Origin of the sequence: Pseudomonas sp. IPO3778 (assembly GCF_013386825.1) — a bacterium.
Taxonomy (GTDB): Bacteria; Pseudomonadota; Gammaproteobacteria; order Pseudomonadales; family Pseudomonadaceae; genus Aquipseudomonas.
On sequence record NZ_JACARC010000038.1, the window covers coordinates 61,925 to 75,613 of the forward strand.

13 protein-coding genes are annotated in these 13,689 nt (G+C 61.6%); 9 read left to right on the top strand and 4 right to left on the bottom strand.

Features of this window, described 5'->3' with window-relative positions; genetic code table 11:
* Positions 1 to 106: 106 nt before the first annotated feature.
* The 4 genes from HX855_RS20105 to HX855_RS20120 all read left to right on the top strand — a co-directional run bounded on the left by HX855_RS20105 (position 107) and on the right by HX855_RS20120 (position 3,553).
* Positions 107 to 1,918, top strand: a complete 1,812-nt coding sequence (locus HX855_RS20105; protein WP_177084153.1) for a penicillin-binding protein activator — start codon at positions 107 to 109, stop codon at positions 1,916 to 1,918.
* Positions 1,918 to 2,289, top strand: coding sequence for a YraN family protein (locus HX855_RS20110; protein WP_177084154.1), 372 nt, complete (start codon positions 1,918 to 1,920; stop codon positions 2,287 to 2,289). The genes HX855_RS20105 and HX855_RS20110 overlap by 1 nt, the downstream gene beginning before the upstream one ends.
* 92 nt (positions 2,290 to 2,381) lie before the next feature.
* Entirely contained in the window at positions 2,382 to 2,975 is a 594-nt protein-coding gene (locus HX855_RS20115; protein ID WP_046819003.1) for a phosphoheptose isomerase, read from the top strand.
* Positions 2,972 to 3,553: a BON domain-containing protein gene (locus tag HX855_RS20120; protein WP_177084155.1), complete on the top strand. Its 582-nt coding sequence runs from the start codon at positions 2,972 to 2,974 to the stop codon at positions 3,551 to 3,553. Before HX855_RS20115 ends, HX855_RS20120 begins: the two co-directional genes overlap by 4 nt.
* A gap of 68 nt (positions 3,554 to 3,621) precedes the next feature.
* On the opposite strand, the gene HX855_RS20125 is transcribed toward HX855_RS20120, so the two are convergent.
* Both HX855_RS20125 and HX855_RS20130 read right to left on the bottom strand, forming a co-directional pair.
* Positions 3,622 to 4,398, bottom strand: coding sequence for an OmpA family protein (locus tag HX855_RS20125; RefSeq protein ID WP_177084169.1), 777 nt, complete (start codon positions 4,396 to 4,398; stop codon positions 3,622 to 3,624).
* Positions 4,399 to 4,615: 217 nt separating this feature from the next.
* The gene (locus HX855_RS20130) at positions 4,616 to 5,260 is read right to left on the bottom strand and encodes an MBL fold metallo-hydrolase (RefSeq protein ID WP_177084172.1); all 645 of its coding nucleotides are present in this window, start codon (positions 5,258 to 5,260) and stop codon (positions 4,616 to 4,618) included.
* 164 nt (positions 5,261 to 5,424) lie between these two features.
* Between HX855_RS20130 and HX855_RS20135 the strand changes: the two genes are divergently transcribed.
* From HX855_RS20135 to HX855_RS20155, 5 genes are read left to right on the top strand one after another with little or no spacing between them, the layout of a single operon-like run.
* Complete coding sequence (locus tag HX855_RS20135; RefSeq protein WP_177084174.1) at positions 5,425 to 6,021, top strand: paraquat-inducible protein A; 597 nt, start codon at positions 5,425 to 5,427, stop codon at positions 6,019 to 6,021.
* On the top strand, positions 6,018 to 6,662 hold the full coding sequence (locus HX855_RS20140) for a paraquat-inducible protein A (protein ID WP_177084176.1): 645 nt from the start codon (positions 6,018 to 6,020) through the stop codon (positions 6,660 to 6,662). The genes HX855_RS20135 and HX855_RS20140 overlap by 4 nt, the downstream gene beginning before the upstream one ends.
* Positions 6,643 to 8,298, top strand: coding sequence for an intermembrane transport protein PqiB (locus tag HX855_RS20145; protein ID WP_177084178.1), 1,656 nt, complete (start codon positions 6,643 to 6,645; stop codon positions 8,296 to 8,298). The genes HX855_RS20140 and HX855_RS20145 overlap by 20 nt, the downstream gene beginning before the upstream one ends.
* A gap of 17 nt (positions 8,299 to 8,315) precedes the next feature.
* Positions 8,316 to 8,870 carry a PqiC family protein gene (locus HX855_RS20150; RefSeq protein WP_177084179.1) on the top strand — a complete coding sequence of 185 codons (555 nt, stop codon included), beginning with the start codon at positions 8,316 to 8,318 and terminating at the stop codon, positions 8,868 to 8,870.
* 23 nt (positions 8,871 to 8,893) lie between these two features.
* Complete coding sequence (locus tag HX855_RS20155) at positions 8,894 to 9,238, top strand: hypothetical protein (RefSeq protein ID WP_177084180.1); 345 nt, start codon at positions 8,894 to 8,896, stop codon at positions 9,236 to 9,238.
* A gap of 6 nt (positions 9,239 to 9,244) precedes the next feature.
* On the opposite strand, the gene HX855_RS20160 is transcribed toward HX855_RS20155, so the two are convergent.
* Both HX855_RS20160 and HX855_RS20165 read right to left on the bottom strand, forming a co-directional pair.
* Positions 9,245 to 11,974 carry a LuxR C-terminal-related transcriptional regulator gene (locus HX855_RS20160; protein ID WP_177084181.1) on the bottom strand — a complete coding sequence of 910 codons (2,730 nt, stop codon included), beginning with the start codon at positions 11,972 to 11,974 and terminating at the stop codon, positions 9,245 to 9,247.
* Between the two features lie 310 nt (positions 11,975 to 12,284).
* Positions 12,285 to 13,649 (bottom strand): DUF1329 domain-containing protein, encoded by a 1,365-nt coding sequence (locus HX855_RS20165; RefSeq protein WP_177084182.1) that lies wholly within the window; start codon positions 13,647 to 13,649, stop codon positions 12,285 to 12,287.
* Positions 13,650 to 13,689: the final 40 nt, after the last annotated feature.

A 13,689-nucleotide genomic window follows, 5' to 3' on the forward strand; every position in this document is an offset into this window, starting at 1 on the left:
AACATTTACACGACCTAAATAGACGGTTTCACGCCAGTAACATCGCGCCCCGGCCAGTGCTTGGGTACAATTCCACGCTAATTTGATCGGTATCAGGAACACTTACATGATCGCTTGCCTGCGGCTGTTCTCTGCCCTCTGCCTCGCTGCCCTGTTGGCGGCTTGCGCCAGCTCGCCCTCGTCCAGCCTTGGCGACCTCCCACGGACCCCGGATGCCAGCATCGAGCAACTGCTCGAACAGGCGACTTCGGCCAGTACTCCGGAAAAAGCCGCGCTGCTGCGCTTGAGTGCGGCTGACCTGGCGTTCCACCAAAACAACGCGGCACGCTCGGCGCAGATCCTTGCCCAAGTGCCACTGGATGCCCTGAAGCCTGCGGCGCAGGTTTTTGCCAGCACCCTGTCGGCTGAACTGGCGATGGCCCGTAACCAGCCCAAGGCGGCGCTGACGGCCCTGAACCACCCGAGCCTGCAAAGCCTGAAGGAACTGCCGCCTGAACAGCAGATCCGTACCGGCACCGTGCATGCCCGCGCTTATGAGGCCGACGGCCAGACCCTGGCCGCCGCCCGCGAGCGTGTGGCCATGGCTCCGCTGCTCAGTGGTGACGCTTACAACAGCAACCACGAAGCCATCTGGGCATTGATTGCCGCCCTGCCCGCCGAACAGCTGCAAGCCAGCGGCAACCCGACGCTGGACGGCTGGATCAGCCTGGCCCAAGCGGTCAAGAGCGCCGGCACCCTGGAGCAACAACAGGCAGCCATCGACACCTGGCGCGCCCAGAACCCTGGCCACCCTGCCGCCTCGCAACTGCCACAGCCGCTGACCAAGCTCAAGCAACTGGCCAGCCAGCCGCTGAACAAAATTGCCCTGCTGCTGCCGCAGGAAGGCCCTCTGGCCGGCGTTGCCAAAGCGCTGCGCGAAGGTTTCATGGCCGCGCACTACCAGGCTGAACAAGCCGGGCAGAAGCCGCCAGTCATCGAGTTCTACGACAGCTCGCGCCTGACCTCCATCGACGACTTCTACGCCAAGGCCCAGGCCGCCGGCGTGCAACTGGTGGTCGGCCCGCTGGAAAAACCGCTGGTCAAGCAGCTCAGCGCGCGCCCGCAGTTGCCGATCACCACCCTGGCCCTGAACTACAGCGAAGCCGACCAGAACCCGGCGCAACTGTTCCAGTTCGGCCTGGCGGCAGAAGACGAGGCCCGCGAGGTGTCCCGACGCGCCCGCGCCGACGGCCTGCACCGCGCCGCTGCCATGGTGCCGAAAGGCGAATGGGGCGAACGCGTCTACAAAGCCTTCCGTCAGGATTGGGAAGCCAATGGCGGCACCGTGGTAGGCGTCGAGTACGTTGACCAGCCGGTAGCCCTGGCCCAACAGATTGCCGACCTGTTCCAGCTGCGTAAAAGCGAAGGCCGCGCCAAGAGCCTGCAAAACACTGTAGGTTCGGATGTTTCCGCCCAGCCGTCGCGCCGTCAGGACATCGAGTTCATCTTCCTGGCCGTGACCCCGCAACTGGCCCAGCAGATCAAGCCGACCCTGAACTTCCAGTACGCCGGTGATGTGCCGGTGTATGCAACGTCCCACGTGTTCAGCGCCAGCGGTGACAAGAACCAGTACCTGGACCTGACCAACGTCATGTTCTGCGAAACCCCTTGGCTGCTCAACACCACCGACCCGCTGCGCAACCAGGTCGCCGCCCAATGGCCGCAAGCCAACGGCAGCCTCGGTCGTCTGTACGCCATGGGTGTTGACGCCTATCGCCTGGCGCCGCGCCTGGGGCAACTCAAGGCGCTGCCGGACACACGCATGGACGGCCTCTCCGGCAGCCTGGGCGTGAGTGCCAACCAGCGCATTGACCGCCAGATGCCATGGGCGAAGTTCGTCAGCGGCGAAGTCCAGCGCCTGCCTGACACCCCGCGCTGATGCCCGAGCGGTCAAGCGCACAAATCGGCAAGGACGCCGAACTTCACGCTCTCGAGTACCTGCAACAACAGGGTCTGCGCCTCCTGGCGCAGAACTGGTTGTGCAAACGCGGCGAGCTTGATCTGGTCATGCTTGACGGCGATACAGTAGTATTTGTCGAAGTCCGCTACAGAAAACACGCACAATGGGGTGGAGCGCTCGCCAGTATCGATGGGCGCAAGCGCCAGAAGCTGATACTCGCTGCGCAGTTTTTCCTGCTCAAGGAGCATCGCTGGGCCGATCACCCCTGCCGTTTCGATGTGGTTGCCATAGAAAGCACTCCCCGGGGAACAGCCGATCTGAACTGGCTGCAAGATGCCTTTGACAGCTGACTCGCCGGACATCTACACCGCACACTTTTGCTCTTTGCTTTGCGGGCTGCACATTCCTGTGCCAAACAGCCGCGCTACTTAAGGTCACACAGATGGACATGCAATCCCGAATTCGCCAGCTTTTCCAGGCCAGCATCGATACCAAGCAACAGGCGATGGAAGTTCTTGCACCGCACATCGAGCAAGCCAGTCAGGTCATGGTCAACGCCCTGCTCAACGAAGGCAAAATGCTTTCGTGCGGCAACGGCGGTTCGGCCGGCGATGCCCAGCATTTCTCCTCCGAGCTGCTCAACCGCTTTGAGCGTGAGCGCCCGAGCCTGCCGGCCATCGCCCTGACCACTGACACCTCGACGATCACCTCGATCGCCAACGACTACAGCTACAACGAAATCTTCTCCAAACAGATTCGTGCCCTCGGCCAGCCAGGCGACGTACTGCTGGCGATCTCCACCAGCGGCAACTCGGCGAACATTATTCAAGCGATCCAGGCCGCACATGACCGCGAAATGATTGTCGTAGCATTGACCGGACGTGATGGCGGCGGCATGGCCTCGCTGCTGTTGCCCGAAGACGTGGAAATTCGCGTCCCGGCCAATGTCACCGCACGTATTCAGGAAGTCCACCTGCTGGCGATCCACTGCCTGTGCGATCTGATCGACAGCCAACTGTTCGGGAGTGAAGAATGACCGTTAAACGCCTTAGCCTATTGGCAATCACGCTGTGCCTAGGCATCAGCGGCTGCAGCTCGGTAATTGAAGCGAGCCGCGATACGCCCATCCAGGACGATAGAGGCACCCGCACATTCGGCAGCAAAATTGATGACTCGCTGATCGAAACCAAGGTCGAAGTCAACGTCGCCAAGGCCGCGACAGACCTGGGCAACGGTGCTTCGCGCATCGTCGTTGTCAGCTTCAACGGCGTGGTATTGCTCGCCGGGCAAACCCCGCGCGCCGACCTGAAGGCCCAGGCTGAACAAGCCGCCGCCGCCGTTCAACGGGTCAAGAAAGTGCACAACGAATTGCAGGTGATGGACCCGATCACGCTGCTGGCAATCAGTAACGATGCCCTGCTGACCACCAAGATCAAGACGCAGATGCTGACCGACAGCGGAATTCCCGGCTCCCGGATCAAGATCGTCACCGATAATGGCATCGTCTACATGATGGGCCTGCTGACCCAGGCAGAAGCCACCCGCGCCGCCAACCTGGTACAAAGCGTGTCGGGCGTACAGAAAATCGTGAAGGTGTTCGAATACATCGACTGATGTAATCAACAGCCACAAAAAAGGGCGCTGTGCATTGACTGCACGGCGCCCTTTTTATTGGCGGCCTGTTACTGGTATTGCGAGTACGGGTTGCCCTGGAACTGGTTGTTCTGTTGCGGCGCCTGTTGCTGCTGGGCAGCGGGCTGACCGTACTGCTGGCCAGGGATCGGCCCCAGGTTGACCTCTACGCGACGGTTCTGGGCACGGCCATTGACGTCGGCGTTGCTGGCGATCGGGTTATCCGGGCCGGCACCGCGGGCCGTCAGGTTGGTCGGGCTGACACCTTGGGACGTCAGGTAGTTGGCCACGCTTTGTGCACGACGCTGGGACAGGTCCATGTTCAGCTGGCGGGTACCGGTGCTGTCGGTGTAGCCCACGATCTGGATGGTGTTCTGGTTGAACTGCTTGAGAGAGTTGGCCAGGTTGTTCAGCGGCGTATAGAAGCTGCTGGAGATCGCGTCCGAGTTGGTGGCGAAGGTGATGTTACCCGGCATGATCAGCTTGATCTGGTCGCCCTGGCGCTGCACCTCCACCCCGGTGTTAGCCATGCTGGCGCGCAGTTTCTTTTCCTGCTGGTCAGCGTAGTAGCCGTAGCCCGCACCGCCGATACCGGCGACGGCAGCGCCGATCAGCGCACCTTTGCCGCGGTTGTTGTGGTCAATGGCGGCACCCGCCAATGCACCGGCCAGGGCACCCAGGCCACCGTACTTGGCGGTTTTGCTGATGCCGCCCTCTGAACCATTATTCGCCTGCCCCTGGCTGCCGTCATAAGGATTAGGTGAAGCGCAGCCGGACAACAGGGCTACGGCGGTAGCGACAACAAGCAGACGACGAGAAGTGAACATGAAGGAAGCTCCTACTTTTGCATTCTGTGATGCAGAGGACATTGGCAATGGACCTGTGCCGAGCTTGGAACACGACAAACGGTAAAAATTCCATGCTCGCCAGACGGTGTGCACACAGAAACCCTAGCAGAGACTTCCTGAACGGTAATTGTCATTCCTTCTATAAGTTACGTCCGATAGTCGCCACTTGGTATCCGAAAAACTACCCGGTTTTGCCTCACGCCCGCACAAACGGATTCTCACGCATTTCATCCCCCAGACGCGTGTCCGGACCGTGCCCCGTCACCACAACTGCCGCCTCATCCAGGGTGTAGAGCCGTTGCTTGATCGAGCGCACGATGGTCGCCTGGTCACCGCCCCACAAATCCGTACGCCCGACGCCCCTGCGAAACAGGGTATCGCCGGCGATCAGCAACTTCGCATCGGCGAACCAGAAACTCATCGAACCGGGTGTGTGTCCAGGTGTGTGCAAAGCCACGCCACAGCCACAGGCCAGCTCCTCTTCATCCTCCAGCCAGCGATCCGGCGACGGCACTGGCGTGTAAGGCACACGGAACATCTGGCACTGCATTTCCAGGTTATCCCACAGAAACTGGTCTTCCTTGTGCAGGTGCAACGTGGCGCCGGTCTTTTCCTTCAACTGCCCGGAGGCCAGGAAGTGATCGAGGTGCGCGTGAGTGTGGATGATGCTGACCACCTTCAAGCCCAGCGCATCGAGCCGCGCCAGGATCAACTCATGGTTGCCGCCTGGGTCGACGACGATGGCTTTCCGGGTGACGGGGTCGCCGATGATGGTGCAATTACACTGCAACGGGCCGACCGGGAACGTTTCGCGGATCAGCGCGGGGGACTGAATATTCATGGGCATTCCTGCAAGTTCAAAGGCACACTCTTGTGCACAGTATGTTCGACCGTGCACCCGATCCGAAAGCGCCTCCATGCGCACGGCTGTCAAACCGGGCAACTGCTAAGCTACTCTGGCGCCATTCATACAACACGCGACCTATAGCGCTTGGAGCGGGACCCATGGCGACCCTCAGCCCGTTGATCATCTGCGAACACTGCGACTGTGTGTATGAAAAAGTCACGCTCGCCAGGCATCAGAAGACCCTCTGCACCCGCTGCGCGGGCGTGCTTCAGCGCTACAACGGGCTGTCGGTGGAACAACGCCTGGCCCTGACCCTGACCGCCGCGATGCTGTGGGTATTCGCCAACTTCTACCCGGTGATGAGCATCAGCCTGCAAGGCCTCAAAAGCAGCGCCACCTTATGGGATTCGGTGGTGGCACTGGCCCAGGGCCCGATTACCTTCATCGCACTGGTGGCGGCCATTTCCATCATCATCGCGCCGGTCTTCCAGTTATTGCTGCTGATCTGGGTGTTGAGCTTTGCGATGAAAGGCCGCCGCTCACCGGCGTTCAAAGTGTGCATGCGCTGGCTGGAAGCCCTCCGCCCCTGGAGCATGCTGGAAGTCTGCCTGCTGAGCGCCATGGTGGCGGTGTTCAAACTGGCGGGCATGCTGGATGTGTTGCCCGGTACCGGCCTGTTTGCCCTGGCCGCCCTCAGCCTGTTGCTGATCCGCATTGCCGGGCGTGATATTCGCGACCTCTGGGACATTTTATGAGCCGACCACCGACCGCCAGCGAGCTGAACCTGTGCCTTTGCCACAGCTGCGGCATGTCATGCGACGTCAGCACCCAGCTGGACGAATGCGAACGTTGCGGCGCGCCCCTGCATCGGCGCAAGACCCATTCGCTGACCCGGACCTGGGCCTATATGCTGACCGCACTGGCGTTTTACGTGCCGGCCAATTTACTGCCCGTGATGAACACCTCGATGCTCGGATCGGGCGCCGACAGCACCATCATGAGTGGCGTGCTGGAGTTCTGGCAGCACGGCGCCTGGGACATTGCCCTGATCATCTTCATCGCGAGCATCGCGGTGCCAGGCATCAAGTTCGTCGCACTCACGCTGCTGCTGGTCACCGTGCAACGCAATAACCAGTGGGCGCGCAAGGAGCGCTCGAAGCTGTTCCGCTTCGTCGAGGTCATTGGCTATTGGTCGATGCTGGATGTGATCGTGGTGGCGCTGGTGGCCGCCCTGGTGCGGTTCCAGGCCCTGGGCACCATCGAGCCGCGCCTGGGGATTTTGTTCTTTGGCCTGGTGGTCGTATTCACCATGCTGTCGGCCATGAGTTTTGACCCGCGCCTGATCTGGGAAAACCCACACAACGAGGAGATGCCGGATGGCGTCGCAAACCCCTGACACACTGCTGCCCCCCGGCCAAGCCGCGATCAAGACGCGGCGCTTCAGCGTGTCGCTGGTGTGGATCGTGCCAATCGTCGCGGTGCTGGTGGGCATTTCGCTGGTGGTGCACAGCATCCTTCAGCAAGGGCCGAGCATTACCATTACCTTCAAGACCGGCAGCGGCCTGACCGCCAACAAGACCGACGTCAAATACCGCAACGTGGTGATCGGCCAGGTGACTGACGTGGAGTTGAGCGACGACCAGAAGAGCGTCAACGCCACGATCAAGCTGGCCAAGCAGGCCGAAAGCTTCACCCGTGAAGACTCGCAGTTCTGGGTGGTACGCCCGCGCATCGGTGCCGGGGGTGTTTCCGGTATCGACACCCTGCTCTCCGGGGATTACATCGGCGCCGACATCGGCCAGTCGGATACACGTGCCAGCCAGTTCAAAGGCCTGGAAAACCCGCCGCCCATTACCTATGGCGAGCCCGGCAAACGCTTCACCCTGCACACCCAGGATTTGGGTTCGCTGGATATCGGCTCACCCGTCTACTACCGCAAAATCCCCGTCGGCCAGGTGGTGGCCTATGCCCTGGACGCAGACGGCAAGGGCGTGAATATCGACGTGTTCGTGCATGCGCCGAATGATGCCTACGTCACCGAAAACACCCGATTCTGGAACGCCAGCGGGATTGATGTGAGTGTGGGGGCCAACGGGTTTGCGCTGAAAACCGAATCCCTGTCGTCCATGCTGGTGGGCGGCATCGCCTTCCTGGCCCCGGCCTACAACCCCAACGACAAGCCGGCTGACGAAGAACATTCCTATGAACTGTTCGCCGACCAGCAAACCGCCCTGGCCCCGCCCAATGGCAAGGCGCAGTACCTGAACCTGCGTTTCGATCAGGCTCTGCGCGGACTCACGGTGGGTGCGCCGGTGGAGTTCCTGGGGATCGAGTTTGGCAAAGTGGTGTCGATCAACCTGGATTTCGACGAGAAAAAGCGCAGTTTCCCGGTCAACGTGGGCATCGTGATCTACCCGCAGCGCCTCGGCGAAGCCAACACCAAAATGCTCACGGTGTTGAAGCATGACCCTAACGATGAGGCCGGCGGTGTGCGCCTGATCGGCAGTTTCATCGAACACGGTCTGCGCGCCCAGGCCCGCAGCGGCAACCTGCTGACCGGCCAGTTGTACATCGCCCTGGACTTCTTCCCCAAGGCCGACAAAGTCGTGTTCGACCCGAACCTGCGCCCCGTCAGCATTCCAACCATCCCCGGCAACCTGGAACAACTGCAGGAAAAACTCGAAGGCATCGTCAACAAGATCAATCAACTGCCCATCGAGCGGATTGCCGGCAACCTTGACGGCAGCCTCGTTGAACTGCGCAAGGGCCTCGGCCAGTTCAACGCCAAGACACTGCCCGGCGTGCAGAGCACCCTGGCCGACGTGAGCAAAACCTTGCAGTCCGCCAGTTCGACCCTGGCCGAAGACTCCCCGCAACGGGAACAGTTGACCCAGACCCTGGATGAACTGGGCCGCATGTCGCGCTCCCTGCGAGAGCTCTCGGATTACCTGGCACGCCATCCCGAATCGCTGATTCGCGGTCGCCCCGACAACGCTGCGCCCTCGGACCTGCAAGGGCCACCGCGCAAATGACCACAGGAGCAACCACCATGGCTTTCCCGCTGAAGATCACGCTGATCACCGGGTTGCTGCTGCTTGCAGCGTGCCGCAGTGAGCCGATTCAATTTCACACCCTGACGCCGGTGCACCGCAGCACGGCGTCACTGGCTGCAGGCGGTGAGATCCGCATAGAAAGCATCACCGTCCCGCCCCAGGTCGACCGGCCACAGATTGTCATCCGCCAGGGCGACAGCGGCGTGGCCATTCTCGAGACCCAATGGTGGGCCGCCAGCCTGGTGGATGAGTTGCGCAGCGCGCTGGTGGATCAACTCGCCAGCAACCGCAAAAACCTGTCGGTGCGCATTGACGTGCAGCGCTTTGACTCGATCCCCGGGCAGTACGCCCTGCTCGACGTCAAATGGCGGCTGCGCCAGGCGGGCACAGACGAACGTACGCCGCTGACCTGCCGCACCGTCGTGCAGTCGCCCGCTGGGCCGACCATTGATGACCTGGTGAGCGCCCAGCAAAACAACGTGAAACGGTTGGCCGCGCTGCTGAGTCAGGTTGCCGACAAATCACCGAGTGGATGCCCTGCTGTGCAGTAAATATTGATCCAAGGGATTGAGCCATGCGCACATTCTGGAAGTGGTATTTGCAACTGCTGGAACATGATTTCAGCACCCAAGTCTTCGATAACGTGAAGAACCTGCTGGTGTGCGCGCTGCTGTTTGCCGCAGGCACTAATGCACTGGCCGGGCAACATGAACTGTTCCTCGGCATATTGGCCTCAAGCGTGGCCGGGTGGGGTTTGATCGTGGTTTCAACCTTGCTGATGGTGCTGAATATCAGCGATGGCATCCGCCGGCTCGCCAAGCTTCGTTATCACTTGGTGCTGCAGCTGCTGCTTATCCTGGTCTATGTGCTGGTGGCAGAACGCGTGGTGGAAATCGTCTGGGGTTTTCGATCCCATTGATGGTGCCTAACTCAACAATCCCATCTCTTGGGCCCGTGCTACGGCCTGAGTACGCCGCTCCACCCCCAGCTTGCTGTTGATATGACTGGCATGGGTTTTCACGGTGTGCAGGGAGATAAACAGCTGGTTGCTGATTTCCTGGTTCGAACACCCTTGGGCAATCAGGTGCAACACCGCCAGTTCGCGGGTGCTCAGGGTTTCAAGGGTGTGCGGGGTTTCAACCATCGCAACCTCCGGCAAGAGTGCCAGCAGGCTCTGGTTCAGCAGGCCATGAGGATCCCGCGCAAGCTGCTCCCGCGTCCAGTCGGGATAGCGTTCCAGCAAGCGCTGGAAAGGCTGCATCGCGCCGCCGGCAGCGGCCTCAAGCGCACGGCCAAACACTGGGCGGGCCAGCGCTTCCTGACCACCGTCCAGCAATAACAACACCTGCTGGGTCAACGCCATCAGGCTGATCATCTGTCGGCCGCTGTTATGGGCCTGGAGCGCCAGCTCGTCAAGCCGTTGCAGCGAAGCCGCCGGTTGATGGCGGATGGCGTCGAGCGCCGCCTGTTGCAGCTCGATATGTTGCGGCAGGTGCGGGTGAAACTCCGGCGCGGCGGCGGCCTGTTCGCCGTTATAGGTTTGGCCCAGTCGCATCAGCCAGGCCTCGGCCAGGTCGGTACGCCCCTGGGCCAACCACAGTTCGCATTTCACCAGGGTGATCATCGCCAGGTAGAAAATCGGCGGCACGTCCCAGATGTGCATCAAGCGCTCGGCCTCGGCCAGTTCCGCAAAAGCCACAGGGAAGTCACCGCGGCGACCTTCGAAGCTGGCGATCACACAATGGCCAATCAACACGCTGATATCCCGACAGGCACGCGCCTCGGTCAACCCGGCACGCAGCCGCGCGAGCCCGGCTTCGGGCTGGCAGCGCATCAGCAGCAGAAAACCCTCGTACAGCGCCAGGCGGGCACGCACGGCGTACAGCCGCTGCGGCGCCAGGCCTTGCAAGCGTTGCAGGCCCTGGCGCACTTCATCCAAGGACCGCAGGATCTCGCCGCGGGCCTGCAACACCCGGGCGCGGTCGTAATGGGCCAACGCCTCGAACAACGGATTGCCGACGCGTTGCGCCAGCTCCAGGGATTCACGGTTCAGGCCACGGGCGCGCCACAGGTCGGCGTCAACGATGGCCAGGTTGGACAGGGCCGACAGGCACATCAACCGCTGGCCATAGCGTTTGTGCGGCAGGCTTTCCAGGGCCTCACTGCAATACAGCTGGGTCAGCTCGCGGTCGCCGCGGCCCCGGGCAATGATCCCGCTGAGGGCCAGCCATTGGGCCAGCATCGACTTCTGGGCGGTGGCCGACGGCGCCGGTAAAAAACGGCTGAGGTGGCTGGCGAGCTCTTGCGCCGCGTCCAGTTGGCAGGCCAGGCCCAGGGCCCAGCTGTAGAGCACGATCAGGCGCGGCGTGCTCATCAACAGACTGTCGGGCAAGTCCATTTTCCAGCGCAGCAGCATGCCGACGTTTTGCTCCGCCAGCAGTTGCTCTTCGGACAGGTTCTGCACCAGATTTGCCGCCACATCCAGGTGGCCCGCACGCAGCGCCTGCTCCACCGCCTCATCGATCAAACCCTGGGCGTTGAACCAGCGACAGGCCCGCAGGTGCAGGCTGGCAGCCGGCAACACGGCACTGCTGGCACGCCGGGTGCGCAGCAGGTCGGAAAACAGGTGGTGATAACGGTACCAGTGGCCTTGCTCGTCCAGCGGCACCAGGAATACCTGATGGGCCTGCAGGTAACGCAGGATCTCCGTGCTGTCGTGGGCTTCGCGCACGGCGTCGCACAGTTCGCTGCAAAAGCGCTCCTGGGACGCGGTGTCGTAGAGAAACGCCTGGACTTCCGAGGGCAGGCAGTCGATGACTTCTTCGAGCAGGTAATCGCGGATCAGCCCTTCCCCGCCGTGCAAGCCTTGGGGCAAGGCGCCTTCGCTGCCGGCTTCGGAAGCTGCCAGCAGCCAGAAACGCAGGCCGGCCACCCAGCCTTCACTGCGCCGGATCAGGTTATCCAGGGCTTCGCCACGCAATGAACTGCTGTGGCGGTCCAGCAGGGCCAGGGATTCGGCGTGAGTCAGGCGCAGGTCCTGCTCGTGCAGCTCCAGCAAATGCCGGGACAGGCGCAGGCGCGCCAGATGCCAGTCGGGACGCTGGCGGCTGGTAACCAGCACCAACAAGCCGTCGGGCAGGTGATTGAGGAAAAATTGCAGGCAGCGATCGAGCACCGGGCCCTGGGCCAGATGGTAGTCATCCAGCACCAGCAACAGCGGTGCCTGGGTCGACAGGTGCACCGTCAGTTCATCCAGCAGGCCGTCAAGCCACTCTTCAAATGCGAAGGGTTGATGACGCTGGCGCATTTTCAGCAAACCCAGGGACTGGGCGCCCAACTGTGGGAAGTATTGCTGCAAGCCGTCGAGCAGGCGCTCAAGGAAACGTCCCGGGTCGTTGTCCCGCGGGCTAAGCCCCAGCCACAGGCTTTGCCAATGAGGCGGCAGGCTCTGGCAGAACTCCACCGCCAGCGAACTCTTGCCGAACCCGGCCGGCGCGCTGACCAGCAACAATCGCCCGGCCAACCCTTCACTCAGGCGTTCGCACAGGCGCGGTCGCAACACGTAGCCATCAGGCAGTGGGGGTCGATAGAAGCGACCTTCCAGGGTCGGAATTACCGCGCTGGCAGGCCCTTGGATTCGGGACAGATCAGTCATCGCCGGGCTCTTGTAGAAGGCTGTTGTCGGCATTGCAGATGTCCGCAGACTAGCGGTAAAAGCGGCAGCTTTGTAGATCTTTGCAACATTTGTCTGAAAAAGACTACAACAAAAAATATCCGGACTTCTTCTGGAACGACCGACACTCTGTGGCGAGGGAGCTTGCTCCCGCTGGAGTGCGCAGCGCTCCCGTTTTTGGGGCTGCTACGCAGCCCAGCGGGAGCAAGCTCCCTCGCCACAGTGGTCGCGCAAAAAAAAGCCCCGAACCAGTCGGGGCTTCTTTCGAGGATGCGGCCTCGTTTACAGCACGTTAGCGAACACCATCCTGGCGCAGGGCCGCCGGGGTGAAGTCGCTGGTGGTGGCCGTGAAGCCGAAGTCATAGGCCTGTTTCTCTTCGTTCTTCATGCCCAGTGCCAGGTAGCGGCCGGACTGCAGGTCGTAGAGGGTTTCGAGGGCGTACCACGGCACTTGCTTGTCGTAGTAGTTCTCGGCATGGGCTTCCGCCACGCGCCACAGTTGGCCACGACCGTCGTAGTGGTCGATGACCGCGGCTTGCCAGGTGTCTTCGTCGATAAAGAAGTCACGCTTGGCGTAGATGTGGCGCTGGCCTTCCTTCAGGGTTGCAACCACATGCCACACACGACGCAGCTCGTAGCGAGCCAGGTCCTGGTTGATGTGCCCGGCCTTGATGATGTCGACGTACTTGAGCTTCGGATCGTCGAGTTTGTAGCTGTTCTCGGCGATGTACAGTTCCTTCTTGCCTTCCAGTTTCCAGTCGTAGCGATCCGGTGCACCGTTGAACATGTCGAGGTTGTCGGAGGTACGCAGGCCGTCGGCGGCGGTACCCGGGCCGTCATAGGACACTTGCGGCGCCCGGCGCACACGGCGTTGGCCGGCGTTGTAGACCCACGCCGAACGTGGTTCTTTCACTTGGTCGAGGGTTTCGTGCACCAGCAGCACACCACCGGCCAGGCGTGCCGGCGCGGTCACTTGCTGCTTGAAGTAGAACAGGACGTTGCCCGGGTTTTTCGGGTCGTAGTCCTTCATCTTGTCGCGGAACACGAACTGGTCACGGAAGTACACCAGGCTGAACGAGCCGTTGGTCTGCGGCGTGGCCTGGGTCACCAGGCGGGTCACGCTGCCGCCGCGATAGCGGGTGATGTGGTTCCAGATCACTTCCACACCGCTTTTCGGAATCGGGAACGGCACGGCGGTTTCGAAGTTTTCCAGGCCGTTGCCGCCGGACACCAGGTTGGTGCTGGTGGCGTTTTTCTTGATGGCGGCGAACACATCAGCCGGCACCGTGGCGCCGCGATGGGTCGTGTAGACCGGCATCTTGAAGGTGTCGGGGTAGCGCTTGAACATCGCGTACTGCCCCGGCGCCAGCTTGTCCTTGTACTGCTCCACGTTCTGCGCGGTGATGGTAAACAGCGGTTGTTCGCTGGCGTATGGGTTGGCCAGGAAGCCACGGGCATCCACGGCACCGGCATTGGTGGGCAGCGGCGACCATTTAGGGATGGTGCCGGCCGCGTTGCCGGCCATTTCAGCGCCCATCGGGGTCAGCGTCGTACCCAGCTTGGCGGCTTCATCCGCCGAGACTGCCGCCATGACGCTGCTCGCCATGATCGACAGCCCAAGCACACCCACCTGCAACAGATTTTTAGTTATTTTCATGTTCTGGTTCTTCCTTAAAACATACTGCTTAAAGAGAGTG

Bases quoted from the DNA above. Each gene is read 5' to 3' on its own strand.
- HX855_RS20105 (WP_177084153.1), top strand. From the start codon at position 107: ATGATCGCTTGCCTGCGGCTGTTCTCTGCCCTCTGCCTCGCTGCCCTG.
- HX855_RS20110 (WP_177084154.1), top strand. From the start codon at position 1,918: ATGCCCGAGCGGTCAAGCGCACAAATCGGCAAGGACGCCGAACTTCAC.
- HX855_RS20115 (WP_046819003.1), top strand. From the start codon at position 2,382: ATGGACATGCAATCCCGAATTCGCCAGCTTTTCCAGGCCAGCATCGAT.
- HX855_RS20120 (WP_177084155.1), top strand. From the start codon at position 2,972: ATGACCGTTAAACGCCTTAGCCTATTGGCAATCACGCTGTGCCTAGGC.
- HX855_RS20125 (WP_177084169.1), bottom strand. From the start codon at position 4,398: ATGTTCACTTCTCGTCGTCTGCTTGTTGTCGCTACCGCCGTAGCCCTG.
- HX855_RS20130 (WP_177084172.1), bottom strand. From the start codon at position 5,260: ATGAATATTCAGTCCCCCGCGCTGATCCGCGAAACGTTCCCGGTCGGC.
- HX855_RS20135 (WP_177084174.1), top strand. From the start codon at position 5,425: ATGGCGACCCTCAGCCCGTTGATCATCTGCGAACACTGCGACTGTGTG.
- HX855_RS20140 (WP_177084176.1), top strand. From the start codon at position 6,018: ATGAGCCGACCACCGACCGCCAGCGAGCTGAACCTGTGCCTTTGCCAC.
- HX855_RS20145 (WP_177084178.1), top strand. From the start codon at position 6,643: ATGGCGTCGCAAACCCCTGACACACTGCTGCCCCCCGGCCAAGCCGCG.
- HX855_RS20150 (WP_177084179.1), top strand. From the start codon at position 8,316: ATGGCTTTCCCGCTGAAGATCACGCTGATCACCGGGTTGCTGCTGCTT.
- HX855_RS20155 (WP_177084180.1), top strand. From the start codon at position 8,894: ATGCGCACATTCTGGAAGTGGTATTTGCAACTGCTGGAACATGATTTC.
- HX855_RS20160 (WP_177084181.1), bottom strand. From the start codon at position 11,974: ATGACTGATCTGTCCCGAATCCAAGGGCCTGCCAGCGCGGTAATTCCG.
- HX855_RS20165 (WP_177084182.1), bottom strand. From the start codon at position 13,649: ATGAAAATAACTAAAAATCTGTTGCAGGTGGGTGTGCTTGGGCTGTCG.